The organism is Nocardia coffeae (assembly GCF_019890715.1).
In the GTDB taxonomy this organism is placed as follows: domain Bacteria; phylum Actinomycetota; class Actinomycetes; order Mycobacteriales; family Mycobacteriaceae; genus Nocardia; species Nocardia jiangxiensis.
Window position 1 is genome coordinate 40,178 of sequence record NZ_JAINZY010000016.1, and the last position, 25,640, is coordinate 65,817.

The 25,640-nt window shown below is 67.0% G+C and carries 20 protein-coding genes and 2 pseudogenes; 7 read left to right on the forward strand and 15 right to left on the reverse strand.

All coding sequences use genetic code 11. The annotated features are described in order from the left end of the window. Nucleotides 1–64: 64 nt before the first annotated feature. The 6 genes from K7711_RS38915 (at nucleotide 65) to bluB (ending at nucleotide 7,342) form a co-directional block, all read left to right on the forward strand. Nucleotides 65–1,477, forward strand: coding sequence for a WS/DGAT/MGAT family O-acyltransferase (locus K7711_RS38915; protein ID WP_222976478.1), 1,413 nt, complete (start codon nucleotides 65–67; stop codon nucleotides 1,475–1,477). 22 nt (nucleotides 1,478–1,499) lie between these two features. Next, on the forward strand, nucleotides 1,500–2,084 hold the full coding sequence (locus K7711_RS38920; RefSeq protein WP_443678115.1) for a DUF6912 family protein: 585 nt from the start codon (nucleotides 1,500–1,502) through the stop codon (nucleotides 2,082–2,084). A 338-nt stretch (nucleotides 2,085–2,422) separates the two neighbouring features. Then, nucleotides 2,423–3,598: a ferredoxin reductase gene (locus K7711_RS38925; RefSeq protein WP_372460231.1), complete on the forward strand. Its 1,176-nt coding sequence runs from the start codon at nucleotides 2,423–2,425 to the stop codon at nucleotides 3,596–3,598. Nucleotides 3,599–3,697: 99 nt separating this feature from the next. Continuing rightward, on the forward strand, nucleotides 3,698–5,194 hold the full coding sequence (locus K7711_RS38930; protein ID WP_222976480.1) for a fatty acid desaturase family protein: 1,497 nt from the start codon (nucleotides 3,698–3,700) through the stop codon (nucleotides 5,192–5,194). Nucleotides 5,195–5,291: 97 nt separating this feature from the next. Then, nucleotides 5,292–6,548, forward strand: a complete 1,257-nt coding sequence (locus K7711_RS38935) for a fatty acid desaturase family protein (RefSeq protein ID WP_222976482.1) — start codon at nucleotides 5,292–5,294, stop codon at nucleotides 6,546–6,548. A 134-nt stretch (nucleotides 6,549–6,682) separates the two neighbouring features. After that, the gene (bluB, locus tag K7711_RS38940) at nucleotides 6,683–7,342 is read left to right on the forward strand and encodes a 5,6-dimethylbenzimidazole synthase (protein WP_222976722.1); all 660 of its coding nucleotides are present in this window, start codon (nucleotides 6,683–6,685) and stop codon (nucleotides 7,340–7,342) included. 16 nt (nucleotides 7,343–7,358) lie between these two features. On the opposite strand, the pseudogene K7711_RS38945 reads toward bluB, so the two are convergent. The 12 genes and pseudogenes from K7711_RS38945 to K7711_RS38995 form a co-directional block, all read right to left on the reverse strand. Continuing rightward, a pseudogene (locus tag K7711_RS38945) lies at nucleotides 7,359–7,739 on the reverse strand (thiolase C-terminal domain-containing protein); the annotation flags it as partial. Next, nucleotides 7,721–7,864 carry a hypothetical protein gene (locus K7711_RS38950; protein ID WP_222976780.1) on the reverse strand — a complete coding sequence of 48 codons (144 nt, stop codon included), beginning with the start codon at nucleotides 7,862–7,864 and terminating at the stop codon, nucleotides 7,721–7,723. The gene K7711_RS38950 and the pseudogene K7711_RS38945, both read right to left, overlap by 19 nt. 159 nt (nucleotides 7,865–8,023) lie before the next feature. After that, nucleotides 8,024–8,626 (reverse strand): ribosome hibernation-promoting factor, HPF/YfiA family, encoded by a 603-nt coding sequence (gene hpf / locus K7711_RS38955; RefSeq protein ID WP_308015157.1) that lies wholly within the window; start codon nucleotides 8,624–8,626, stop codon nucleotides 8,024–8,026. A 377-nt stretch (nucleotides 8,627–9,003) separates the two neighbouring features. After that, entirely contained in the window at nucleotides 9,004–9,648 is a 645-nt protein-coding gene (locus K7711_RS48085; protein ID WP_235748464.1) for a ComF family protein, read from the reverse strand. 95 nt (nucleotides 9,649–9,743) lie between these two features. Beyond that, nucleotides 9,744–11,585 (reverse strand): MtrAB system accessory lipoprotein LpqB, encoded by a 1,842-nt coding sequence (gene lpqB / locus K7711_RS38960; RefSeq protein ID WP_235748465.1) that lies wholly within the window; start codon nucleotides 11,583–11,585, stop codon nucleotides 9,744–9,746. Between the two features lie 608 nt (nucleotides 11,586–12,193). Continuing rightward, nucleotides 12,194–13,735: pseudogene (gene mtrB / locus K7711_RS38965) on the reverse strand (MtrAB system histidine kinase MtrB); the annotation flags it as partial. A gap of 44 nt (nucleotides 13,736–13,779) precedes the next feature. After that, on the reverse strand, nucleotides 13,780–14,457 hold the full coding sequence (gene mtrA / locus K7711_RS38970; RefSeq protein ID WP_040827309.1) for an MtrAB system response regulator MtrA: 678 nt from the start codon (nucleotides 14,455–14,457) through the stop codon (nucleotides 13,780–13,782). Between the two features lie 78 nt (nucleotides 14,458–14,535). Further along, entirely contained in the window at nucleotides 14,536–15,183 is a 648-nt protein-coding gene (locus K7711_RS38975) for a dTMP kinase (protein ID WP_222976484.1), read from the reverse strand. Nucleotides 15,184–15,483: 300 nt separating this feature from the next. Next, nucleotides 15,484–16,959, reverse strand: coding sequence for an adenosylhomocysteinase (ahcY, locus tag K7711_RS38980; protein WP_222976486.1), 1,476 nt, complete (start codon nucleotides 16,957–16,959; stop codon nucleotides 15,484–15,486). Nucleotides 16,960–17,060: 101 nt separating this feature from the next. Next, complete coding sequence (locus tag K7711_RS38985; protein ID WP_372460232.1) at nucleotides 17,061–18,173, reverse strand: alkane 1-monooxygenase; 1,113 nt, start codon at nucleotides 18,171–18,173, stop codon at nucleotides 17,061–17,063. Between the two features lie 703 nt (nucleotides 18,174–18,876). Continuing rightward, nucleotides 18,877–19,569, reverse strand: a complete 693-nt coding sequence (locus K7711_RS38990; protein WP_222976488.1) for a response regulator — start codon at nucleotides 19,567–19,569, stop codon at nucleotides 18,877–18,879. Continuing rightward, a complete protein-coding gene (locus K7711_RS38995) occupies nucleotides 19,566–21,137 on the reverse strand; it encodes a sensor histidine kinase (RefSeq protein ID WP_222976490.1) in 1,572 nt (523 codons plus the stop codon). Before K7711_RS38995 ends, K7711_RS38990 begins: the two co-directional genes overlap by 4 nt. A gap of 126 nt (nucleotides 21,138–21,263) precedes the next feature. Here K7711_RS38995 and K7711_RS39000 point away from each other — a divergent pair, with 126 nt between their 5' ends. After that, entirely contained in the window at nucleotides 21,264–22,625 is a 1,362-nt protein-coding gene (locus tag K7711_RS39000; protein WP_222976492.1) for a cation:dicarboxylate symporter family transporter, read from the forward strand. A gap of 28 nt (nucleotides 22,626–22,653) precedes the next feature. On the opposite strand, the gene K7711_RS39005 is transcribed toward K7711_RS39000, so the two are convergent. Genes K7711_RS39005 through cofD form a run of 3 tightly spaced genes read right to left on the reverse strand, consistent with a single transcriptional unit; the run spans nucleotide 22,654 to nucleotide 25,561 of the window. Continuing rightward, entirely contained in the window at nucleotides 22,654–23,172 is a 519-nt protein-coding gene (locus tag K7711_RS39005; protein WP_222976494.1) for an NUDIX hydrolase, read from the reverse strand. Beyond that, nucleotides 23,169–24,521 (reverse strand): coenzyme F420-0:L-glutamate ligase, encoded by a 1,353-nt coding sequence (locus K7711_RS39010; RefSeq protein ID WP_372460237.1) that lies wholly within the window; start codon nucleotides 24,519–24,521, stop codon nucleotides 23,169–23,171. Before K7711_RS39010 ends, K7711_RS39005 begins: the two co-directional genes overlap by 4 nt. 26 nt (nucleotides 24,522–24,547) lie before the next feature. Beyond that, nucleotides 24,548–25,561 carry a 2-phospho-L-lactate transferase gene (gene cofD / locus K7711_RS39015; protein WP_308015144.1) on the reverse strand — a complete coding sequence of 338 codons (1,014 nt, stop codon included), beginning with the start codon at nucleotides 25,559–25,561 and terminating at the stop codon, nucleotides 24,548–24,550. Between the last annotated feature and the right edge of the window lie 79 nt (nucleotides 25,562–25,640).

Consider the following 25,640-nt stretch of genomic DNA (forward strand, 5'->3'; position numbering starts at 1 on the left):
CACGGCCACGAAAGATTGGGTGCGGATCACAATGGAGCGAGCATCGAAAGGGGTATCGGTCAGCGTGATCACGAGACTGTCACCGCAGGACGCGGCGTTCTACCGACTCGAGACGAGCAGCAACCCGATGCACATCGGCTCGCTCGCGATCCTGCGCGCGGGCGAGGGGCCGTGCGGACGGCTGGACTACGACCGGCTGCTGGACCTGGTGGCCGGCCGCCTGCCGCTGGTGCCGCGCTACCGGCGCAAGGTGCGTGAGGTCCCTTTCGAACTCGGCCGCCCGGTCTGGGTGCAGGACAGCCGATTCGACCCGACCTACCACGTGCGACGCGCACGGCTGCCCGAACCGGGCTCGAACGCGCAGCTGCTGGAACTGGTCGCGCAGTTGTCCTCGCGCCCGCTGGATCAGACCCGTCCCCTGTGGGAGATGTACCTGATCGAGGGCCTGGCGCAGGACCGCTGCGCCATCTTCACCAAAACCCATTCGGCGCTGGTGGACGGCAGTTCGGCGCTAGAGATCGGGCACGTCATCCTGGACAACTCCCCCTCGCCGCGGGAGATCGCCACCGAGGCGTGGGTCACCCGGCACGAGCCGGGCGATGCCGAACTGCTGGCCATGGCGGTGATCGACCTGGCCACCCAGCCCGCCGAGGCGCTGGACGTGCTGCGCCGCGCCGGAACCGAGGCCTTCTCGTTCATCGATGCCGCGGGCAAGGCGGCCGGCCGGGTGGTCACCGCCGTGCGCACCGCCGCGAGCGGGACGCCCGACAGCGCGTTCAACGCGCCCACGTCCCGCGATCGGCGCTTCGAGGTGGTGTCCACCGATCTCGACGACTACCGCACCATTCGCAGGAGCTTCGACTGCTCCATCAACGACGCCATCCTGGCGGTGGTCACCGGCGCACTGCGCATCTTCATCCAGTCCCGCGGCGAGGTGCTCATCGAATCGGCGGCGCTGCGGGCGGTGGTGCCGATGTCGGTCTACGTCGAAGGGCAGTACGGCGAACGGCCGCCGTCGACCAGCGAGGTCTCCTCGTTCCTGGTCGATCTGCCGGTGGGCGAACCGAATCCGGTGATCCGGCTCTCACACATCGCGCACGCCAACGAGCCGAATTCCCGGCACCGGCGCGGAGTGCAGGCGCGTACGCTCGTGCACATGGCGGGCTTCGCCCCGGCGAGCCTGCACGCGATGAGCGTGCGATCGGCGAGTACGTTCGCCGAACACACGTTCAATCTGGTGATCACCAATGCACCGGGTCCACAGCAGCCGATGTACATCGGCGGCGCGCGGATGCTGGAGATGTATCCGGTGTCGCCACTGCTGCGCAACCAGGCCATGAGTATCGGAATCACCTCGTACGACGGACGGGTGTTCTACGGTCTCAACGCCGACCGCGATGCGATGGCCGACATCGGCGTACTGTCCGCGGCGGTGCACGAATCCATGGAGGAGATGCTCGGTGCCTGCGTCCAGTGAAGCCGCGGCCGGAAAAGGCAAACTGCGGGTCTACATCCCGGCGACCGTCCCGATGCTGCGAGAGCTGGTGACCGACCGCGAGATCCGGGCGATCAACGACACCGCGTTCGCCGTCACACCGGCGTTGCGCGAGGCGTACGCCTCGGGTGACGACGAGGAACTGGCCGAGGTCGCGATGATCGAGGCCGGCCGCGCCGCACTGCGCCTGCTCGCCCAGGAGCGCGAGGCCGCGCTGCTCGCCGACGAGGCCGCCCCCGACCCGAGCGGCTCGACCCCCGGCGACGACACGGATGGCGACGACGTGGGCGACTATTCCGCCCCGGTCTACCGCCGCGCGGTGATCGCCGCCGACATCACCGGCGCGACTCTGCGCCCCGACCTGGACGACGCCGTGGTTCGCCTGACCGCCCCGGTCACCTACAGCCAGATCGCCTCGGTGCACGTCGACCTGGCCGAGGCCGAACCGGCGATCGCCAAGGCGGTGGACGTCATCGACGCCGCCGACATCGGCGACGAGGACGCCGAGTTCGTCCTCGGCGACGCCGAGGACCATCAGCTCGCCTGGTACGCCGCCCAGGAACTCCCGTTCCTCCTCGATTTGCTGTAGAGCAATCAGGCCAGGCCCAGCAACGAACCATCGATCCCAGACGTGCTCAGCGGCGAAGCGTCTCCGTCCCGCCGGAAATCGCCCGCGAAGCGAAAGGCTCAACAAGAACACTCCAAGGTTTTCGGCGCGGGCTCGTCGCTGCGCCCTCGAAGCGCATGGCCGAAGGCCGAGTCTCGAGGGCGCAGCGACGAGCCTTACAGCGCCGAAAACCCGCCGCAGCGAAGCGGAGGCCAAAAATACAGCTCTAACCTACGATGCCGTAACCTTGCCTCGACGGATGTTTTCCGCAGGCGCGACGATGCCCTCGCGGGGCGCATGACCACCATGACCACAGGGAAATGAGCATTCGCACGATGGTCTCGAAATCGGTACAGGGCGTTCGGGCATGGCTGGAGGCCCCGGTCGCCGAGGCGAAGATGGCCGGTCGCACCCGGCTCAACGCGCTGCGCGGCGTGGCCGCCCGCGTCACCACGCCGCTGCTGCCGGACGACTATCTGCATCTGATCAACCCGCTGTGGTCCGCGCGCGAGCTGCGCGGCCGCATCGTGGACGTGCGCAAGGAGACCGCCGATTCGGTCACGCTGGTGATCAAGCCCGGCTGGGGATTCGATTTCAAATTCACCCCGGGCCAGTACATCGGCATCGGTGTCCTGGTCGAGGGCCGCTGGCACTGGCGGTCCTACTCGCTGACCTGCCCGCCCGACTGGAGCGACGCCCCCGCCGACGGTCGTGGCCCGCGCGGCCGGCTGATCTCCATCGCGGTGAAGGCGATGCCCGAGGGGTTCCTGTCCAGTCATCTGGTCAACGGCGTTCCCGAGGGCACGATCGTGCGGCTGGCCGCACCGCAGGGCGGTTTCGTGCTGCCCGAGCCGCTCCCGCCGAAGGTGTTGTTCCTCACCGCGGGCAGCGGCATCACCCCGGTGCTGGCGATGTTGCGCACGATGGATCGGCGCGGCGCCCTGCCCGACGTGGTGCACATCCATTCCGCCCGCACGGCCGAGGACGTGATGTTCGGCGAGGAACTGCGCCGGATGCACGACCAGCACCCGGGTTTCACCTCGCATGTGAACCTGACCGGTGCGCAGGGCAAGTTCGATCTGGCCTCGCTGGACCAGCTGTACCCGGACTGGCGTGCGCGGCAGACCTGGGCGTGCGGCCCGCTACAGATGCTCAACGACATCGAGAGTCATTGGGCGGCAGCGAATGTCAGCGACAACCTGCATGTCGAGCGGTTCGAGGTGGAACGCTCGGCGGTCGGCGAGGGCGGCTCGGTCACCTTCGCGCGCACCGGCCGCACCGTCGAGGTCGACGGGGCCACCACGCTGATGCAGGCCGGTGAGGACGCGGGCGTGCAGATGCCGTTCGGCTGCCGGATGGGCATCTGCCAGACCTGCGTGGTCGCCATCACCGACGGACATGCGCGCGATCTGCGCAACGGCACCGAGCATCAGGCCGGGGAGAAAATCCAGACCTGTATTTCCGTGGCGGCAGGCGACTGCACACTCGACGTGTGAACACTATTCACCGAAACCGGATACCCTCGGTGACGGCATCCCGGTGCACCGCGCACCCCCACACATGACGCGTGGAGCGAATCGAGGCAACTCAGCACAGTGGCAATCACCGATATCAAGGCGTTCGCCCATCTGACGGAGACGGATATCGAGGCTCTGGGCCAGGAGCTCGACAGTATCCGGCGCACCGTCGAATCATCGCTGGGCGAGAACGATGCGAAGTACATCCGGCGGTCCATTCGCGCGCAGCGCATCCTGGAGACCGCGGGACGGGTCACCCTGTTCGCTGGTAAGCGGCGCACGGCGTGGCTGGCCGGGACGGCCATGCTGACGATTGCCAAGATCATCGAGAACATGGAGCTCGGGCACAACATCAGCCACGGGCAATGGGATTGGATGAACGACCCGGAGATCCACTCCACCACCTGGGAGTGGGATATGACGGGCACCTCGGGTCAGTGGAAGCGCGCGCACAACTATTCGCACCACATCTACACCAATGTGCTGGGCCGCGACGACGATCTGGGTTTCGGCATCCTGCGGATGACCCGCGACGAGCAGTGGCGTCCGATCCATCTGATTCAGCCGCTGGCGAATCTGCTGCTGGCCGCCACCTTCGAATGGGGTATCGCCCTGCACGATCTGAAGGCCGAGAAAGATCAGCTGGGCGTGCCGGCCATGCAGGTACTGTCGGAGCCGAACAAAGCGTTCGCCCGCAAGGCCGGGCGGCAGGTGGTCAAGGATTTCGTGATCCATCCCGCGCTGACCGGCCCGGGCTGGAAGCGCACCCTGCAAGCCAATGCGACCGCGAATCTGATCCGCAACCTGTGGGCGTACGCGGTGATCTTCTGCGGCCATTTCCCGGACGGCGCGGAGAAATTCACCGAGGAACAGTTCGCCAACGAGACCCGCGGCGAATGGTATCTGCGGCAGATGCTGGGCAGCGCGAATTTCACCGCGGGCCCCGCGATGGCGTTCATGAGCGGCAACCTCTGCTACCAGATCGAACATCATCTGTTCCCGGACATTCCGAGCAGCCGCTATCCGGAGATCTCGGTCCAGGTGCGCGAGCTCTGCGATAAATACGATCTGCCCTACACGACCGGCTCGCTGGGCAAACAGTATCTGCTGGCCTTCCGGACCATTCACAAGCTGGCGTTGCCGGACAAATATCTGCGCCGCACCGCCGACGACGCACCGGAAACCTCGTCCGAGCGCAAATTCGCCGCGCTGTCCCTGTACTGGCCCAGCGCGGAAGCCGTCGTCGATCCGGAGACGGGCGAACGTCGCGGTCTGCGATCGGCGATGGCCGAGGCGAAGGTGGCGTTGCGCGAGCGGGCCCGGCAGGAGAAGCAGGCCCTGCGCGAGACCAAGCTGGCTCTGCAGGAGAAGGCCCGCCAGGAACAACAGGCATTGCGCGAGGCAACCCGGGCCTGGCAGGACAAGGCCCGCACCGAGCAGCAGGCGTTGCTCGAGGCAACCCAGGCGCTGCAGGACAAGGCCCGCGACGAACGGCGGCAGTTGCGGCGACGCGCGTTGCGCGAGCGCGCGCTGTGGCGGGTGCGTCGTCGGCAGCGGTCGCGACGGGGTCGGTAAGCATATCCTGGTCTCATTCACAATGCGGCGTACGCCACAGTTGTGAATCAATCCCGAGATAACCTACGGACCCGTAACCTACGGTAGTGTAACCCGCATGGCGATCTCGGATGTCAAGGAATACGCGCACCTCACCCCGGAGGACGTAGAAGCGATCGGTGTCGAGCTGGATGCCATCCGGCGTGAAATCGAAGCCTCCCGCGGACAGCGTGATGCCCGCTACATCCGCAATGTGATCCGGCTCCAGCGCGCGCTCGAGATCAGCGGACGCGCGGTGCTGTTCGCGAGTTTCCTCCCGCCCGCGTGGCTCGCCGGTGTGGCCCTGCTGGGTTCGGCCAAGATCATCGAGAACATGGAGATCGGCCACAACGTCATGCACGGCCAGTGGGACTGGATGAACGATCCGGAAATCCACTCCGCGTCGTGGGAATGGGACAACGTCGGCCCGTCCGAGCACTGGAAGATCACGCACAACTTCCTGCACCACAAGTACACCAACGTCCTGGGTATGGACGACGACATCGGCTACGGTCTGCTGCGCGTCACGCGCGACCAGCGCTGGTCGCCGTTCTATCTCGGCCAGCCGGTGTACAACCTGCTGCTGCAGATGTTCTTCGAATACGGCGTGGCGATCCAGCATCTGGAACTGGGCAAGGTCGCGAAGAAGAAATGGGCCGCCGACAGCCCCGAGCGCAAGCAGTTCGAAGAGGACCGCCGCGCGGTGCTGCAGAAGGTCGGCAAGCAGGTCGCCAAGGATTATCTGATCTTCCCGCTGCTGACCGGCCCGGCGTTCCTTTCCACGCTCTCGGCCAATGTCGCGGCCAACATCATCCGCAATGTGTGGACCAACGCGGTGATCTTCTGCGGCCACTTCCCCGACGGCGCCGAGAAATTCACCAAGGCCGATATCGACGGTGAGACGCAGGGCGAGTGGTATCTGCGCCAGATGCTGGGCAGCGCCAATATCTCCGGCGGCCCGGTGCTGCATTTCATGAGCGGTAACCTCTCGCACCAGATCGAGCACCACCTGTTCCCGGATCTGCCGAGCAACCGGCTCGCCTCGATCGCGGTGCGGGTCCGCGCGCTGTGCGATAAATACGATCTGCCCTACACCACCGGTTCGCTGCCGGTGCAGTACGGCAAGTCGTGGCGCACCATCATCAAGCTCTCGCTGCCGAACAAATACCTGCGCCGTTCCACCGACGACGCCCCCGAGACCAGGTCCGAGCGCGCCTTCGGCGGCGTCGCCGAGATCGATCCGGTCACCGGACGTCGCCAGGGTCTGCGCACGGCCCTGAAGCAGGGCCGCCGCCGCCTCCTGGCCGAAGCCAGGCGTGCAGTGCCCATCGGCTGAGTTCGCCGCCGCAAATACCCGAGTGCACCCCGTCCGACATCCCGGGCGGGGTGCACTTGTCCATCGGTGCGGGTGCGTCGGGCAAGGTTCGGCGCTGCCGGATTATTTACCTCTGGTTGACTGGTCCCGACTCGATGGACGCGGGCAAGATTGGCGATGGTGTGGTTACTGAGCACGACATTTACGAAGTGATCCGGCGGCGGCGCGATGTGCGCGCCGAGTTCACCGGCGAACTCCTCGACGACGCCGCGCTGATGCGGATCCTCGATGCGGCGCACCGCGCGCCGAGCGTCGGCAATTCACAGCCGTGGGATTTCATCGTCGTGCGCGACCCGGCCACACTGACCAGCTTCGCCGCGCACGTCGCGGACAAGCGCATCGAATTCCGGGAGTCGCTGCCGCCCGAACGCGCCCGGACCTTCGAGCCGATCAAGATCGAGGGCATCACCGAGAGCCGCACCGGCATCGTGGTCACCCACGACGACAGCCGCGGCGGCCCGCACATCCTGGGCCGGGCCACCGTGCCCGAAACCGGGCTCTACTCCACGATTCTCGCGATCCAGAACCTGTGGCTGGCCGCGACCGCCGAGGGCGTGGGCGTCGGCTGGGTCAGCTTCTACGACGCCCCCTTCCTCACCGACCTGATGCAGCTGCCGCCCGGGATCCGCCCGGTCGCCTGGCTGTGTGTGGGTCCGGTACACGAATTCCAGGAGACCCCCGATCTGGAACGCTTCGGCTGGCGCGAGCGCCGCCCGTTGAGCGAGGCCGTGCACTGGGAGAAGTTCCCCGGCTGAACCGGCCTCGCCCGGCCTACACCCGCTCGAGCACCGCGGAGGCTCCGATGCCGCCGGCCGCGCAGATCCCCAGCAGCGCAGCGCTCTTGTCCGAGCGGGCCAGTTCGTTGGCCATCGTGGTGACCATGCGCGCACCTGTCGCACCGAAGGGATGTCCGAGCGAGACCGATCCGCCGTGCACATTCAGTACGTCCGGGTCGATCTCCCCGACGGCGCTGTCGCGGTCGAGCCGGGTCTTAGCCCACTCGTCACTGCCCAACGCCGCGAGCACCGACAGGGTCTGCGCGGCGAACGCCTCGTGGATATCGACGAAATCCACATCGCCCAAAGACATTCCGGCCTTGTCCAGGGCGCGCGGCATCGAGATGGCAGGACCGATCAACACCTGATCGCGGGGAACCCGGCGACCGCCGTATCGGCCAGGTCGATGGAATCCATCCGCATGTAATCGGTGAAGGCCCGCACGAACGGCGTCCGCACCCCGGAGACGATCACGGCACGGCGAGTTGCGCTGGTAGCCATGCGATTTCCTTTCGACAGAAGCATCCGGCACCGAACCTACTCCAAGGTAAGAAGAAAAGCGATACGCGATGTCACAGAAAAATTCGCGACCGGACATGGCGAGGGGCCGACGACTCGAAGTCGTCGGCCCCTGGAAACCACCGTCGGGGGACCCGCCCGTTATGCGAGTCTGATCAGTCCGTAGTCGAAGGCGTGACGGCGGTACACCACCGAGGGTCGGTCGGACTCCCGGTCGTGGAAGAGGAAGAAATCGTGGCCGACGAGTTCCATCTGGTAGAGGGCGTCGTCCACGGACATCGGAGCGGCGGGGTGCACCTTGGTCCGTACGATATGACCGGGACCGGCGTAATCGCCCGGGTCCATCTCCTGATCGCGGACTGCGGTGCCGTTCGCGGCCGCCCGGCTCAGCGATTCGTCCACGAGATCCGCGGTCGCCTCGGCCACCGAGAGGGGGGTCTTCTCCCCGTAGTGCACCCGACGACGGTCCTTGCTGCGGCGCAGTCGGCTCTCCAGCTTGTCGGCCGCCTGTTCCAGGGCGGCGTAGAAACTCTCCGCACATGCCTCTGCGCGCACGATCGGCCCCTTGCCGCGTGCGGTGATCTCGATCCGCTGACAGCTCTTGCGCTGCCGACGATTACGTTCGTGGAATAGTTCGACATCGAACAGATAGATCGACGGGTCGAAACGCTCGAGCCGGGAGAGCCTGTCCGCCACGTGAATTCGGAAGTGATCGGGAACCTCGACGTTGCGGCCCTTCACCACGACGTCGGCACTGGGGACTTTGGCCTGTTCCTCGGGTTCGGCTCGGTCGAAAGCGGTGGAGTCAGCTGTCGCGCCGTAGCGAGCCGAGGCGTCTGCTTCTTTCACTGAAGGTCGTGAAGTCGTCACGCGTACCTCCCGGATCTGGCCACACACACGAGTCGTGTGCGGCGGGTAATGACCGTGTCGAGAGGTGCGTGCGGCAGGCGATCAGCTGACACTGGCGGCGTCGCGAGAATGGTTGCACACACTGGAGAACTCGACACGAAAGTCGCTCGAGGCGCCACCTCCAACCTCTGGTACGGGGTGTCAGATCGCTCTGATGGCCACGCTATTACGCCAGCGACCTGTCCGCCAGTGTTCACGCAAATTTCGCCCACTCACGCGGCGCAAGTCACCATGACAGCCCGGACCCCGATACCCGCGGCTGCCAGCACACGGACCGACTCACCGGCCGTCGCTCCCGTCGTGAGAACGTCGTCGACCAGTACTACCTCGGCATTTGCCATCGAGACGGCAGCATGCAACGACTCGGCACGGGCCGTGATCCGCCCGTGCAGATTGGCTCTGCGCTCCCTCGGGCCCAGGCCGACCGAATCCCGTACAGCACGGTGCATTCGCAACGCCGCAGCAGCGCGGCAATCGGGTAGCAAACCCGCAGCGATCCTGGTGACCCGGGCTACCGGATCACCTCCGCGACGGCGCGCGGCCGACCTTCTGGTCGGCGCTGGAATCAATACCAGCGACCGCCGTGGATCCCGAAGTGTAGCCAGCCCCCTGGCCAATGCCAACCCCAACGGCGGCGCCAGATCCCGGCGTCCATGCTCCTTGACCGCGATCACCGCCCGGCGTCCCGCGCCGGCGTACCCACCGAGTGCCCAGCACGGCACGCCGGGATCAGTGCGCGGCCGAACCCGCACCGGCATACCGGACAGACTCCGCGCGCATCCGGCGCACCACACATCCCCGTGCGCCCCGCATCCCCCGCACGTTCGCGGCAGGATCAGATCCAGCAGCATCCGCATCGGCCCAGTGTGCCGGTCATCTCCAGCGGCGCCAACGGGTTCGGCGTTCGCGCACGTGCAACGAGTGCGGACGACCGCCGGAGATCGTTCGGAACTCAGCCCGGCAGCACCGGTAGCGCGCTCGTGCCCAATCCCTGTACCTCGCGCCAGAATCGGTCCGCGGCCGGATCGGTGGACTGCAGCTGCATGACCGCACGCGAATCCGCCACGTAGAACGTGTCGGACGCGACGCTCACCAGCCGCACCGGCGGGGTCAGGTTCTGACTCGACAACTGGGTCAGATCCGAACCGTCGATGTACACCGACTCCACCGGGTTCACATCGCCCTCCCGGGCGATGACCAGCGTGTCGGGACTGGACCAGTCGATGGACACCGCGGTCGTACTCAGATCGACCGCGACCGGCTGTGGCGAGACCAGCGAGTACTTACCGTCCGGATGGGCCACCACGACCGCCAGGTACACCTTGCCGCCGGCGATGATCGCCGCGCGAGTGCCGTCCCGGGAGATCCGCAGATCGGTGATGGGCAGACGCGGCACCGGATCGGTGCTGTTCGGCTCGCCCACCGTCAACGTGGAACTGTCGACGTCCTGCCGCGAGACGTTGCCGGTCGCGCGATCGTGCACCACCCGAACGACCTTGGTGCCGTTGATGACGGTCCACACCGCCCCGCCGTCGGAGGTCCACGACGGCCGGGTGAAGGTGTCGCCCTGCACCACCGAGAACGTGGTGGAACCGTCGTAACTGCCGATGACCAGGGTGCGCTTGGGCTTGGGAGCGGGCTCGCCGCTGTCGGCGACCGCGGCGACCAGTTGCCCGTCATCGGACAGGCCGACCGACTGCAGATTGTGTGCCGTACCGAAATATCCGGGCGTGGGAGTGACGTGCCCCTTGGCGGTATCCACCGTGACCAGCGTGCCGTCCCGCAGCGCGTGCAGACCGGTGCGATCGGCGGTGGGCGTCTTCGGATTCATCGCGTTGACGTCGTCCAGCGACCAGCCGGTGTTCGCGTATCGGTCGTCGAGCGGCTTCCCGTCCGCGAGCAGGACGTACGGACCGAGGATGTCCGCACCCGCCAGCGTCAACACGACCTGCGCGGCCAGCAGCTCCTTACTTCGCGCATCGAGCGTCGAGGCGCCGGTGAAGTCGATTCGCACCCCGCCCAGGCCCATGCCGACCCCGTCGGCCGACCCGTTGGCCTTGGTGATGCCCCCGCGCAGGCTGATCGGCGCGGCCAGCACATTGCGCACGGCCGGCGCCAGGGACGGCTGCGCCCCCTCGGACAGCAGCGCCAACAACCGCTGCGTCAGCTGGTCCTTACTCGTGGAGATCCAGCGCAGATCCGGAACCATGCTGGTACCGGAGGTGTTCGCGAAATACAGCGAATAGCGGCGGTACGCCTTGTAGAACGCGGCGCTGTCCACGACGACACCCGGCTCCACCTGATTGATCCGCCACTCGTCGCCGACCTTGGTCAGCTCGACCCTGGTCTCGTAGGTGTTGTCCTGCGCCCGGAACGACCCGTCCGCACCCAGCTCGCCGAGTTTGCGCGCGCGGATCCGATAGGTAGCGGTATCGCCCGTCAGGGATTCGCGCAGCGTGTCCGGTGACTCCACGATCGCGGTCCCGGCGCTGTCGTCCCAGTTCAACGACGCGGCCGGGGACAGATACTCGCGCGCCTGCTGATGCCGGTTGGCCGGATTCGCGGTGGCGGTCAGGAAATTGCGGACCAGCAGATCCGGATCGTGCCCGGCGACCGGTGTCACCGGACCGACGCTGGTGGGCGCGTGATCGATGGTCCCGAGTGCCTGCGGCGCCGAAGAATCCGGCAGATTCGCACATCCGCTCACCGCCAGCACCGACACCAGCAACAGACCGATCATCACGCGTAATCGGCTCACCCCGGCGTGGTGCCAGGTGCGAGGACCTCGACTCATTTCGTCCCGTCTCCGGTATCGCTCAGTACGGTTTGCTCCCCCGCCCCCGAGCTCTCACCGGCCCCCTGCGACGACCGCTCATCCGAATTCTTCCCCGCCCCAACCACATTCGACTCGTCGTCGGAAGAATCCGCTGCCGCGTCCGATGCCGCGGAATCCCGCTCGGCCACCGGCTCGTTCGCCTCGGCGGTGCTCGCGCCCGGCTCGGCCACATCCGTCTCGTCGGCAGCCGAATTCACGCCGCCCGCAGGCACATCCGTTGCTGCCGCGCGCGAATCACTCTCGGCCCCGGAAACATCCGCCGACGCGTGCGCCGAACTCGATTCCTCCTCGGACACACTCGACTCCGTCTCGGCCATCTCCGCCTCGGCGGCGGAGAGTTCCGCTTCGGTGACCGGTGCATCCACTCCGGCGGCAAAGGAATCCGCTTCGATCACCTCGGCCGGATCCGCATCGGTATCCGCGGCAGGATCCGTTCGGCCTCCGGTATCGGAAAGCCCATCCGAACCCTCGGTGACCGACTCGGCCGACGTCTCGGACCGCGGCACATCCTGCGCCGCATCGGAAGGCGCGGCGAGCAGTTCACGCGGTGCGCCGCGCCGCGGCGGCGGCTCCAGCGACAACGGACTCGGCCCCAGTTTGCGCCCGCGCACCAGCGGCAAGGTCAGCCGGAAGCTGGCGCCCGCGCCGAGCTCACCCCATGCCTCGAGCTTGCCGTCGTGCAGATTCGCATCCTCGACGCTGATCGACAGGCCCAGACCGGTCCCGCCCGAACGCCGCATCCGCGAGGGATCCGAGCGCCAGAACCGGTTGAACACCAGCTTCTCCTCGCCCGGCCGCAAACCGACGCCCTGATCGCGCACCACGATCCCGACGGCATTGGCGTCGACGTCGCCGCGCATCCGGATCAGCACCGGCTTACCTTCGCTGTGGTCGATGGCGTTGGCGAGCAGGTTGCGCAGCACGCGTTCCACGCGTCGCGGATCGACCTCGGCGACCAGCGGCTCCTCCGGCAGATCCACGACCAGCTCGACGCTGGATTCCTTGGCCAGATGACGCACCGTGGAGATCGCGGCCCGCGCGCACATCCGCACGTCCAGCGATTCGACCTGCAGTTCGGCCACACCGGCATCGTGACGGCTGATCTCCAGCAGATCGTTGAGCAGACCCTCGAATCGGTCCAGCTCGGTGACCAGGAGTTCGGCGCTTCGGGCCAGCGCGGAGTCCAGTTCGTCACTGGAACCGTGAATCAGATCCGCGGCCATGCGCACGGTCGTCAGCGGTGTGCGTAGCTCGTGGCTGACGTCGGAGGTGAAGCGGCGCTGTAGATTACCGAATTCCTCGAGCTGGGTGATCTGGTTCGACAGGCTCTCGGCCATCGCGTTGAACGATATGGCCAGTTTCGCCATATCGTCCTCACCTCGCACGAGCATGCGTTCCCGGAGCCGCCCGTCGGCGAATCGGCCCGCGATCCGGGCCGCCGACCGGATCGGCAGCACGACCTGCCTGGTCACCAGCGCGGTGATCGCCGCGAGCAGCACCAGCAGTACGGCGCCGCCGATGAACATCGTCCCGCGCATCAGTCCGAGGCTGCGGTCCTCGTTGGTCAGCGGGAAGATCAGGTAGACCTCGAGGGTCGGCACCTGCGTGCTGGGACTGCCGATGACCAGCGCCCGGCCGCGATAGCCGTCCGGGTCCGACACCGTGGCGAACTGGTAGCTGACCTGGTTCTGCTGTACGAAGCGCCGCAGTTCGGCCGGCACCTCCTGCACCGGCCCGACGGAGATGTCCTGCATGTTCTCGCCGACCATCTCCAGCGCGGAATTGAAATTGCCGGCCGTGCCGCCGGACTGGCCGCTGTTACCGCTCGACAGCGCGTTGCGCGCGGCCTGCAGACTGGTCAGCTGGCTGCCCGAATCATGCGCTCCCGCCAGCTGATTCTCGACCGTCGCGCGGGCACGACCCATTTCCTCGACGGCCGCGGCGATCTTGCCGTCGAGGAGGCGATCGGTGATCTGACTGGTCAGCACCACCCCGAGGATGGTGATCACGATCAGCGACAACGTCAGCGTGGACACGACGACGCGCAATTGGAGCGAACGCCGCCACACGTGTCCCAGCGACTCGCCGACGGATTTGAACCACGTCATCATCGCTGCCAGTAACCGCTCGATGCGGTTTCTGGAGCGATCGATCACGGCGGTCCGGCCTTGTAACCCACACCGCGGACGGTCAGCACGATCTCAGGATTCTCCGGATCCTTCTCGACCTTGGCGCGCAACCGCTGCACATGCACGTTGACCAGTCGGGTGTCGGCGGCGTGCCGATATCCCCAGACCTGCTCCAGCAGAACCTCGCGGGTGAACACCTGACGCGGCTTGCGGGCCAGCGCCACCAGCAGGTCGAATTCGAGCGGAGTCAGCGAGATCTGCGCTCCGGCGCGGGTGACCTTGTGTGCCGGGACGTCGATGACGATGTCGGCGATGGACAACAGCTCCGCGGGCTCCTCCTCGGTGCGCCGCAGCCTGGCGCGCACCCGCGCGACGAGCTCCTTCGGCTTGAAGGGCTTGACGATGTAGTCGTCCGCGCCGGACTCCAACCCCAATACGACGTCGACCGTGTCGGTCTTCGCCGTCAGCATGACGATCGGCACACCGGAATCGGCTCGCAGCACACGGCATACGTCGATGCCGTTCATGCCGGGCAGCATCAGATCCAGCAACACCAGATCCGGGCGTAGCTCCCGGACCGCGGTCAGCGCCTGTGTGCCGTCGCCGACGGTGTGAGGGTCGAAACCCTCGCCGCGCAAGACGATCGTGAGCATCTCCGCGAGCGCCATATCGTCGTCGACGACCAGAATCTTCGGCTTCATAACTACTATGGTGTCATCTCTCCGGCTCGGAACGGGCAACCACGCCAACACTGGTACGTATCCGACGCACATCCAACCCTATCGGCCAATAATTTTCGACAGACGCGCGGTCAGTTTCGCCGGATCGTCGTGCGGTGCATGGCGCCACCACGGACCCTGCCAGTGTGATTCGGCCATCACACGATAGACCTCTCCGGTGCGTTCCTGCAGCCCTTTGTCGCGCTCGTACGCGTCGAGCGAGCGATCGCTGTCGAGTTCACCGCGGCGGCGGGCACGTTCGGCGGCGAGCTCGACCGGCACGGCGAGCAGCACGTGTTCGTCGGGCACCGGCAACTCGAAGCGCCCGAACTCCAATTCCTCGATCCAGGAGGCGATCTCACCGTCCGCGGACTGGCCGGTCCGGGCCGCACTGTAGGCGATATTCGACGCGACGTACCGATCGAGCAGCACGATATCGTTGTCCGCCAACAACTTCGACAACTCATCGCGCGCCTCGGCCCGATCCAGCGCGAACAGCAACGCCATCGCGTTCACCGACCCCGCCACATCACCGTGCCGCCCCCGCAACGCCTCCGCCGCCAGATCCGCATGCACCGACTTCCCGTACCGTGGAAAGGCCATAGTGCCCACCCGGACCCCACCCCCGACCAACTCACCGACCACCGCATCGATGAGCGTGCGCTTTCCGGCCCCATCCAGGCCCTCAACCGCCACCAGAACACCCATAAGCTGCAGATTACCGCGCCACACCACCGAAAAATCCCCACCCCACCCAAGGGCCCTCAGCGGATCGCCTCGTCCAGCAGCTCCCACTCGATCTCCACCACCAACACACCCAGCGGCGAAGCGTCTCCGTCCCGCTGGAAATCGCCCGCGAAGCGAAAGGCTCAGCGAGAACACTCCAAGGTTTTCGGCGCGGGCTCGTCGTTCACCCCTCGAAGCGCACGGGCGAAGCCCGAGTCTCGAGGGTGAACGACGAGCCTTACAGCGCCGAAAACCCGCCGGAGCGAAGCGGAGGCCAGAAAATCAGTAGCGGTAGTGCTCCGGCTTGTACGGGCCCTCCACGTCGACGCCGATGTACTCGGCCTGGTCCTTGGTGAGCTTGGTCAGCTGACCACCCAGAGCATCGACGTGAATGCGAGCCACCTTCTCGTCCAGGTGCTTGGGCAGGCGGTAGACCTCGTTGTCGTACTGCTCCGGCTTGGTCCACAGCTCGATCTGCGCGATGACCTGGTTGGAGAAGCTGTTGGACATGACGAACGAGGGGTGCCCGGTGGCGTTGCCCAGGTTCAGCAGCCGGCCTTCGGACAGCACGATGATGGACTTGCCCGAGTCGCCGAACGTCCACTGGTCGACCTGCGGCTTGATGTTCAGGCGGGTCGCGCCCGAACGCTCCAGCGCGGCCATATCGATCTCGTTGTCGAAGTGGCCGATGTTGCCCAGGATGGCCTGGTCCTTCATGGCCTTCATGTGGTCGAGCAGGATGATGTCCTTGTTGCCCGTGGAGGTGATCACGATGTCGGCGTTGCCGATCGCCTCGTCCACGGTGACCACGTCGAAGCCGTCCATCAGCGCCTGCAGGGCGTTGATCGGGTCGATCTCGGTGACCTGCACGCGCGCGCCCTGGCCGGCCAGCGACTCGGCACAGCCCTTGCCGACGTCGCCGTAACCGCAGATCAGCACCTTCTTGCCACCGATCAGCACGTCGGTGCCGCGGTTGATGCCGTCGATCAGCGAGTGGCGGGTGCCGTACTTGTTGTCGAACTTGGACTTGGTGACCGAGTCGTTGACGTTGATCGCCGGGAACACCAGTTCACCCGCGGCGGCGAACTGGTACAGCCGCAGCACGCCGGTGGTGGTCTCCTCGGTGACGCCGCGCACGCTGTCCGCGATCACGCCCCACTTGTGCTTCTCGCCCTCGAAACGGTCGCGCAGCAGGTTCAGGAACACGGTGAATTCGGCCGAGTGCTCCTCGTCGGCCGGCGGGACGAGGCCCGCCTTCTCGAACTGCGCGCCGCGCAGCACGAGCATGGTGGCGTCGCCACCGTCGTCGAGGATCATGTTCGCGGGCTCACCGGGCCAGGTGAGCATCTGCTCCGCGGCCCACCAGTACTCCTCGAGGCTCTCGCCCTTCCACGCGAACACCGGCACGCCCTGCGGCTCGTCGACGGTGCCGTGCGCGCCGACGACCACGGCGGCGGCCGCATGGTCCTGGGTGGAGAAGATGTTGCACGAAGCCCAGCGCACCTGCGCGCCGAGCGATACCAGCGTCTCGATCAGCACTGCGGTCTGCACGGTCATGTGCAGCGACCCGGAGATGCGCGCACCCTTCAGCGGTTGCACCTCCGCGTATTCGCGACGCAGCGCCATCAGGCCGGGCATCTCGTGCTCGGCGAGTCGAATCTCCTTGCGGCCGAACTCGGCCAGCGACAGGTCCGCGACCTTGTAATCGATCCCGTTGCGGCTGTCGGCAGTCATCATGCTGCTCACTGCGGTCGTCATCTGCCTCTCCTGGTCGGCGTGTACGCAGAAGAGACTAGTACGAATCCTGCGTACACGGTACGCATGGTCGTTCACCTGCGAAATCGAGAGCCGCAGCAGCCTCAGGCCGCAGCCGCGCGACCGTGGTGGGCGGCCAGGATCCGCTTGCGCTTGCGCGGGGCGATATTGGCCCGGCCGACGTCACCACCGTAGTGCGCCAACACCTTCGGATCCATCACCCGCCGCCACAGCGGCGGCACCGCGGCCAGCAGGATCATCCCCGCATAGCCCGCAGGCAGCTGCGGGGCCTCCTGGGAACTGCGCAGCGTCTGGTAGCGGCGCCCCGGGTTGGCGTGGTGGTCGCTGTGCCGCTGCAGATGGAACAGGAAGATGTTGGTGACCAGCCGGTCGCTGTTCCAGCTGTCGGCGGGCGAACAGCGGGCCCACGTCCCGTTGGGGCGCTTACCGCGCAGCAGGCCGTAGTGCTCGACGTAGTTCACCGTCTCCAGCAGCCCGGCCCCGATCACCGCCTGCAGGAACAGGTACGGCAGCATCGTCGGGCCGAACGCCAGGAGCAGCCCGAGGTAGAGCACCAGCGTCATCGACCACGCCTGCAGGATGTTGTTCTGCCAACTCCACCAACGCAATCCCTTGCGCTGCAAACGTTCTGCTTCGATGCGCACGGCCGAGTGGAAGCCCCCGAGCACACTGCGCGGCAGGAATTCCCACAGCGACTCCCCCAGCCGGGCGCTGGCGGGATCTTCCGGGGTGGCCACCCGGGCGTGGTGCCCCTTGTTGTGCTCGACGTAGAAGTGCCCGTACCCCGACTGCGCCAGCGCGACCTTCGCCAGCCACCGCTCGGCCCGTTCGACCCGATGTCCGAGTTCGTGCGCGGCGTTGATGCCGATCCCGCTGACCAGACCCAATGTGGTTGCCAGCCCGATCTTGTCGACGACACCGAGCTCGTCGCGAGACCACAGATACGCCGCGATCCCCAGCCCGAACAGCTGGATCGGCAGGAACATGTAGGTGCACCAGCGGTAGTAGCGATCCTTGGACAGGACCTCGTAGTCCTCGTCGCGCGGATTGGTGCCGTCCTCGCCGACGACCCAGTCCAGCACCGGAATGGCGATCAGCACGATGATCGGGCCGATCCACCAGAACACCCGCAACCCGGTGTGCAGTACCAACTGTGACGGCAACAGGGCACAGCCGGGGGCGATGAGCCCGAGCACCCACAGGTATCGCTTCGGGTCAGGCCTACCCGAGCGATTGCCAACCGATTGCACGTTTGCCCCGCTAATTGATTCCTCTGGACTATTGCCAGTAGATAGGTACAGACATTAGGACCGTTACACACAGTTTCGGGAGCCGTAAGTGGCAACCGTTACATACGGTTCGGTCCATTTTTCAGCCGTTACTCATGTTCCGGCAGTGACCGCATACGGCAGGCAAACACCACACCCACCCTCGCACGATGCGTCGTCCTCTCGTTCGAGCCTTGCAGATCGTAAGTTTCCGCCTGGGAGCACACACCGGGCGAGTCGACGCAATCGTTATACAACACAACACAATTCGGATAACTCCGAGGCGGTCGCAACGAACCGGCCGACTGAACTTCGCACGAAAGTCAGTACTCTCCGCCGCCAGAAATATCACATTCGAGGCCGCCCCGCCCGATGCACCCGGAGCCCGACGCCTCCGCCGGAGAGCCACGACACAACATGAGGTCGTGCGGCATAGCCGCCCGGTCCCCCGACCACGCTTCCGGCAACCTCCGGCCGCGCGGCGGACCGCCCGGCGTCCCCCGAGGCCGAACACGCTTCGACCGACCCGGGCCGCCCCGTCCGACCCTGTCCGGGCCCGCCCGCAACCGCACGTCGAACGCAACCCGAACGATGCGAACCCGAAATGTGCCGTCCCTCACGCCGCACGCGCTCATCTCCGCCAGACGTACCGCACCTGCGGCCGTCCGGCGCGGCCGTAGTCGGTCTGCCGCTCCACCGCGCCCGCGGTGGCCAACTGCTCGAGATAACGCCAGGCCGTCACCCGCGAGACGCCCACCGCCCGTCCGGCATCGGTGGCCGAAAGTCCTTGGGGCGCTGCCCGAAGCGCCCGCGATATCTCGTCGAGAGTCGGCGGGGAGATGCCCTTGGGCACCGACGCCTTCGGATCCGGGGTGCGCAAGGCGCCGAACGCCCGATCGATGTCGTGCTGGGTCAGCGCCGATTCCTCGGCGGGCAGCGCCGCCCGGAATTCCAGGTAGCGCTCGAGCTTGTCCCGGAACGCCGCGAACGGGAAGGGTTTGAGCAGGTACAGCGCCACACCGTGAGCCACCGCGGCGCGCACCATCGCCAGATCCCGGGCCGAGGTGATGGCGATGATGTCCGGGCGCGGATTCAGCCGGGCCAGCGCCGCGCTCACCTCGAGGCCGCCGATATCGGGCAGTCCGATGTCCAGCAGCACCAGCTCGATCGGCTCGCCCTCGGCCGCCGCCTGCGTCGCGGCGCGGATCGCGTCCCGGCCGGTGTGGACGATACCGACGGGAGTGAAACCGGGCACCCGCCGCACATAGGAGTCGTGGGCCTGGGCGATACGCGCGTCGTCCTCCACGATCAGCACCCGGATCATCGCGGAATCCGCACCACGACAGCCGATTCGGGAGTTCGTTCGGCATGCAGGACGCCGCCGTGACGGGTCACCAGCCGCCACACCAGTGCGAGCCCGAGCCCGTGGTGATCGGACTTGGTGGAATGCCCTCGTTCCACGGCGCGGGCGAACGCCTCCTGCGACATGCCGGGACCACTGTCGGCGACCCGCACGAACAGTTCCGACTCCTGGGCGCGCACGGTGACCTCCACCCAGGCATCGGCGTCCTGGGCGACCGCGTCGATAGCGTTGTCGATGAGGTTGCCGACCAGCGTGATCATGTCGTGCGCGCTCAGCGGCGCGGTGGAGTCCAGCGCGGTGTCCTGCGCGACGGTGAGCTCCACGCCGCGTTCGATCGCCTGATCCACCTTGCCCAGCAGCAACGCCGCCAGCGCGGGTTCGCGCACCGCCTCGGTCAGCCGGTCGATGAGGGCCTGGGACAGCTGCAGCTCCGCGGTCGCGAATTCCACGGCCTCCCCGAAATGCCCCAGTTCCACCATGGTGATCACCGCGTGCAGCCGGTTGGCGGACTCGTGCGCCTGAGCACGCAGCGCGGCGGACAATCCACGGGCGGAATCCAATTCGCCCATGATGTCCCGCAATTCGGTGTGGTCGCGGATCGTGAGCACGGTGCCCAGGCTCCGTCCCGACCAGGTGACGAGGTCCTGATTCACCACCAGCACCCGTTCCGCGGTCACATGCATCTCGTCCCGCAGCACGGTCGGGTCGAGGTGCTGCAACGACACCGGCAGGTCGGCGCGGCGCACCGGTCCGGCCGGGAGTTCGAGCAACCGCCGCGCCTCGTCGTTCACTACCGTGGCCTCCTCGGCGTCCCGCTCGAACACCACCAGGCCCTCGTGGATCGAGTGCAGCACCGCGTCGTGATGTTCGTAGAGGGTACGCAGTTCGCCGGGGCCGAGCCCGTGCGTCTGCCGCAGCAGGCGTCGCCGTAGCAGCAGCGCCCCGAGCACGGCCAGGAGCAGTCCGGCCGCCGCCGCGCCCAGGATCAACGGCACCTGCTCGATCACCTGATCGACGACGCGGGACCGGGTCACACCCGCCGAGACCAGCGCGACGACGTGACCACCGTCGTCCTGGACGGGGGTCACCGAGCGGATCGACGGACCCAGCGACCCGACGTAGGTCTCGGTGAACGTCTCGCCATCCAACGCCCGATTTATGTTGCCGCTGAACGGCTTTCCGATCAGCTCGGGATTGGTGTGGGTGTATCGGGTGCGGTCCGGAGCCATCACGACGATGAAATCGACCCCGGTCCGCAGCCTGATGCGTTCGGTCAGCGGCTGCAACTCCCGTGTCGGGTCCGGCGCGCGCACCGCTGCCACCGTCGCGGGAGACTGCGCGAGCGCCACGGCGATGCCGAGCACCCGCTGTCGCGTCGCATCGTCCTGTTCGCGACGCACCTCCCAGACCGCCAGCACGGAACCGACCGCGATCACCACGATCAGCGCGACCAGTTGTACGACGAAGACCTGACCGGCCAGGGTCGTTCCCCGGCCGCGCCGGAACCCGGCCCAGCCGCTCGCCCGCACGACACCTCCCGTGAACCGAATTCCGTGAACGAAATGTACGCAATAGTGACCGCCGTCACGGTAGCCGCCAGGATTGGCTCCACCAACGCGTGGCCCAGCTCACGCCGGACCGGAGGCACGATCGTCATGAGCAACTCGACCGGGTCGCACCGTCGCGACCGTACCCACTGGCTCTACCTCGCCGTCATAGCGGCGGTGGTGGCCGGAGTCCTGACCGGATGGCTCGCACCGGGTTTCGGGAAGTCGGTGGGGAGTCTCGGCACCATATTCGTCGATCTGATCAAGATGATGATCTCGCCGGTCATCTTCTGCACGATCGTGCTGGGTATCGGCTCGGTGCGCGCGGCCGCGCGGGTCGGCCGAATCGGCGGGATCGCCGTCGCCTACTTCCTGATCACCTCGACCGTGGCGCTCGCGATCGGACTCGCGGTCGGCAATCTGCTGCATCCGGGCAGCGGACTGAACATCCACGCGCACGCCGCCGACGCCGCGATCTACACCAAGCAGGCCGCGGGCGCGGGCGGCACCTGGCATTTCCTGGAGAGCATCGTCCCGACCTCGTTGCTGTCCGCGTTGACCGCGGGCAGCGTGCTGCAGACGTTGTTCGTCGCGCTGCTGGTGGGATTCGCGATCCAGGCGATGGGCGCTTCGGGTGAACCGATCCTGCGCGGTGTGACACTCGTGCAGAAGCTGGTGTTCCGGATTCTGTCCATGATTCTGTGGCTCGCGCCGATCGGCGCGTTCGGCGCGATCGCCAACGTGGTGGCCGACACCGGACTCGGCGCGGTGAAACAGCTTGCGGCACTGATGTTCGCGTTCTATCTGACCTGCCTGATCTTCGTCTTCGGCGTCCTGGGCCTGACGATGCGGCTCACCGCCGGGATGTCGATCTTCCGGCTGGTGCGCTATCTGGCGCGCGAATATCTGCTGATCTTCTCCACCTCCTCCTCGGAGTCGGCGCTGCCGCGGCTGATCGCCAAGATGGAACATCTGGGCGTGGAGCGTTCCACCGTGGGCATCGTCGTGCCGACCGGATATTCGTTCAACCTGGACGGCACCGCGATCTACCTGACGATGTCGTCGCTGTTCATCGCCGACGCCACGGGTAAGCCGATGTCGCTGGGCGCGCAGATCGGCCTGCTGGCCTTCATGGTCATCGCCTCCAAGGGTGCGGCCGGAGTGACCGGCGCGGGACTGGCCACGCTCGCGGGCGGCCTGCAGAGCCATCGTCCGGACCTGCTCGGCGGCGTCGGGCTGATCGTGGGCATCGACCGCTTCATGTCCGAGGCCCGCGCGATCACCAACTTCTCCGGCAACGCCGTGGCCACGGTCCTGGTCGGCACCTGGACCCGCACCATCGATCCGGATCGCGCCCGGTCGGTGCTGAATCGCGAGTTGCCGTTCGACGAATCGGCACTGGCCGAGGAACAGCCGGCCGAATCTCCCGCCACGCCTGCCTCGGGGCAGAAGGACCTGATCACGGCCTGAGAGCCCGCGCCGCGCACGGCGCAGGCAGTCAGCGCAACAGCAGATCGGAATCGTCGGGCAGGGAATCCACGGACCACCAGCGCAGGTCCGTGGATTCCGAACTGCGCACCGGGACAGCGTCCTTCGGCGCGCGGACCTTGAACACCAGGTCCAGGTGCCGGGTGGGGCGGCCCAGCGAGCAGGTGATGGGATGCGCCTGAAGGCCGTAGAGGCCGGGCTCGATCCGCAGATCGGGGATGCCCGATTCCTCGGTGGCCTCGCGCAGGGCCGCGGCCTGCACGGTGTCGTCGGATTCCTCGCAGTGCCCGCCGAGCTGGATCCAGCGGCCCACGCGCGGATGCAGGGTCAACAGGACCGCACGTTCGTCGTGCGAGAAGACCATCGCCGACGCGGTGATGTGTCCGGCAGCGTGCTCGCGCAGGCACCCGCGCGGAGCCGAGCCCAGGAAGGCGAGCACGGCCTGACGCAGCGACTGCTCCGGACCCGTTGCCGCAGGCCAGGTTTCCAGCAGTTCGGTCGCCGACTCGTGCAGCGAACTCGCGCTCACAGCTCGACCAGACCGATCCCGGGATCGCGCGGCTCGCGCGGGGTGAGTTCCTCGTCCGGATAGCCGACGGCGATCGCGCCCAACGGATTCCACTCCGCGCTCAGGCCGAGCACCTCGCGGGTCGTCTCCGGGGCGAAGATGGTCGACCCGATCCAGCAGCTGCCCACACCCTCGGTGGCCAAGGCGACCAGCAGTCCCTGCACCGCCGCGCCGACGGCCACGGTGAACATGGTGGATTCGGCCGCGCGGCGACGCTCGTCCGGATAGTCGTGCGCACCGTCGGGCAGGCAGAACGGAATGATCACCTCGGGTGCGTCGAACAGTATCTGCCCGCGCGCGACCCGGCGCTCCACACTCTCGGCACTGCGCCCGTCACCGGTGAGATCCGCGCGCCACCGATCGGCCATCGTCTCGAGCAGCCGCGCCCGCAACGCCCGATCACGCACCCAGACGAACCGCACCGGCCGGGTGTGATGCGGCGCGGGCGCGGTCAACGCCACCGCGACCGCGGACCGGATCAGCCCGGGCTCGACCGGGGTGTCGGCGAATCGGCGCACCGATCGACGCAGCAGCAGCGCCTCGTGCCGCCCCCGTTCGATCGCCTCCGCGGTGCCGAGCCAGAACAGATCGTCCTCGCCGCCCCGCAGCAGATCCGCGGCGCGCGAACCGTCGTCGTGCGGGCTGAGCCCGCGCACCACCGCGACCGGGACGCCACCGAGTTTGCCCTTGGCCAGATCGGCTGCGGCGGCGAGTTCGTCGGCGACCGCGACCTGGGTGACCTGCAGTTCGTTACCCTGCCCGTCGACCGAGCCCGCGTAGTCGTGCAGCACCCGCAACCCGGCCGCGCCGATCGCCGCGTCGGTCTGGCCGTTGCGCCAGGCACGGCCCATGGTGTCGGTGACGACCACCGCGACGTCCACGCCGAGGCGCTGCGCCAGCGCGCGGCGCAGGGCCGCGGCGCTGGCGTCGGGATCGCTGGGCAACAACACCAATTCGCCCTGTTCGACATTGGAGCCGTCCACGCCGGAGGCGGCCTGCACGATGCCGAGCTTGTTCTCGGTGATCAGGGTGCGGCCCTTCTGCGCCAGCACCCGCACCGACTCCGAGCGCACCAGCTCCCGGCGGAGCGCGTCGCGCTCCTCGGGATCCTGTGGCGCGGCGACGATCCGGCCCTCCACCTTGGCGACGATCTTGCTGGTCACCACCAGCACGTCACCGTCGGCGAGCCAGGACGCCTGTGCCGCAATATGTTCGGCGAGGTCGTCACCGGGACGAAATTCCGGCAGGCCGTCCACCGGGATGATCCGCAGCTCACCACCGGGCGCGTGATCGCCGGTGTCCGACAGCACCGGTGCGCGCTGTGTCGAGGATTCGCTCACGGTTTCACCCCCGCGATATCCAGTGCCTCGCGGGCCATTTCGGCGGTCGCGGCCGGATCGGTCATCAGCAGCGGCACACTGCGCACCTCCACACCCGGGACGTCCGCGGTGTCGGTGGAGTGCACCAGCCAGCCGTCCAGGATGCCGGTGTCCGAGCGCGCCCCGAAATGCCTGCCGATGGCCTCGGCACTGGTCTCCACACCCAATACCGCGAGGCATTCGTCCGCCATACCGCGCAACGGTTTTCCGTCGATCACCGGTGACAGGCCGACGACCTTGGCCGTGGTGGTGCGCAGCGCGCCGCGAATTCCGGGGACCGCGAGGATCGCGCCGATGCTCACCACGGGGTTCGACGGAGCCAGCAGAACCGCATCGGCCCGCTCTATGATCTCTGTCACACCTGGCGCCGGAGCGGCTTGATCCGCCCCGATTGTGACGAATCCATGGGTCTCGACGTCGGCGCGATAGCGTACCCACCACTCTTGGAAATGAATCGCGCGACGTTCGCCAGCGTTCTCCGGCTCGCTGATGACGACGTGCGTTTCACATCGGTCGTCGGTCGCGGGAAGAAGTTTCACACCGGGTTGCCATCGGTTGCACAACGCTTCGGTGACCGCGGAGAGCGGGTATCCGGCACGCAGCATTTCACTGCGAACCAGATGTGTCGCTATATCGCGATCTCCGAGCCCGAACCAATCGGGCTGGGCGTGATATTTCGCCAACTCCTCCTTGGCATGCCAGGTTTCCCCGACCCGGCCCCAGCCACGTTCGGTATCGATGCCGCCACCGAGCGTGTACATGCAGGTGTCCAGGTCCGGGCAGATGCGCAGACCGTGCATCCAGACGTCGTCGCCGACGTTCACGATGGCCGAGATATCGGCATCGGGCAGTAGTTCACGCACGCCCTGTAGGAACCGTGCGCCGCCGACTCCGCCGACCAGAACGGCAACACTGGTTCGGGGACCGGCATACTCGGCAGCGGGCGCGATGTCCGCTTGTTCTCCAGTCACATCCGCATAGCCTATGCGTTGCTTCGAAGGGCTCGCCGAGGAGCATATTTGCTGCTCATTTGCTACTAGACGGTCACCG

Bases quoted from the DNA above. Each gene is read 5' to 3' on its own strand.
- K7711_RS38925 (WP_372460231.1), top strand. From the start codon at position 2,423: ATGAGCATTCGCACGATGGTCTCGAAATCGGTACAGGGCGTTCGGGCA.
- K7711_RS38935 (WP_222976482.1), top strand. From the start codon at position 5,292: ATGGCGATCTCGGATGTCAAGGAATACGCGCACCTCACCCCGGAGGAC.
- bluB (WP_222976722.1), top strand. From the start codon at position 6,683: ATGGACGCGGGCAAGATTGGCGATGGTGTGGTTACTGAGCACGACATT.
- K7711_RS38950 (WP_222976780.1), bottom strand. From the start codon at position 7,864: ATGGCTACCAGCGCAACTCGCCGTGCCGTGATCGTCTCCGGGGTGCGG.
- K7711_RS48085 (WP_235748464.1), bottom strand. From the start codon at position 9,648: ATGCGGATGCTGCTGGATCTGATCCTGCCGCGAACGTGCGGGGGATGC.
- lpqB (WP_235748465.1), bottom strand. From the start codon at position 11,585: ATGAGTCGAGGTCCTCGCACCTGGCACCACGCCGGGGTGAGCCGATTA.
- mtrA (WP_040827309.1), bottom strand. From the start codon at position 14,457: ATGAAGCCGAAGATTCTGGTCGTCGACGACGATATGGCGCTCGCGGAG.
- K7711_RS38975 (WP_222976484.1), bottom strand. From the start codon at position 15,183: ATGGGTGTTCTGGTGGCGGTTGAGGGCCTGGATGGGGCCGGAAAGCGC.
- ahcY (WP_222976486.1), bottom strand. From the start codon at position 16,959: ATGACGACCGCAGTGAGCAGCATGATGACTGCCGACAGCCGCAACGGG.
- K7711_RS38990 (WP_222976488.1), bottom strand. From the start codon at position 19,569: ATGATCCGGGTGCTGATCGTGGAGGACGACGCGCGTATCGCCCAGGCC.
- K7711_RS39000 (WP_222976492.1), top strand. From the start codon at position 21,264: ATGAGCAACTCGACCGGGTCGCACCGTCGCGACCGTACCCACTGGCTC.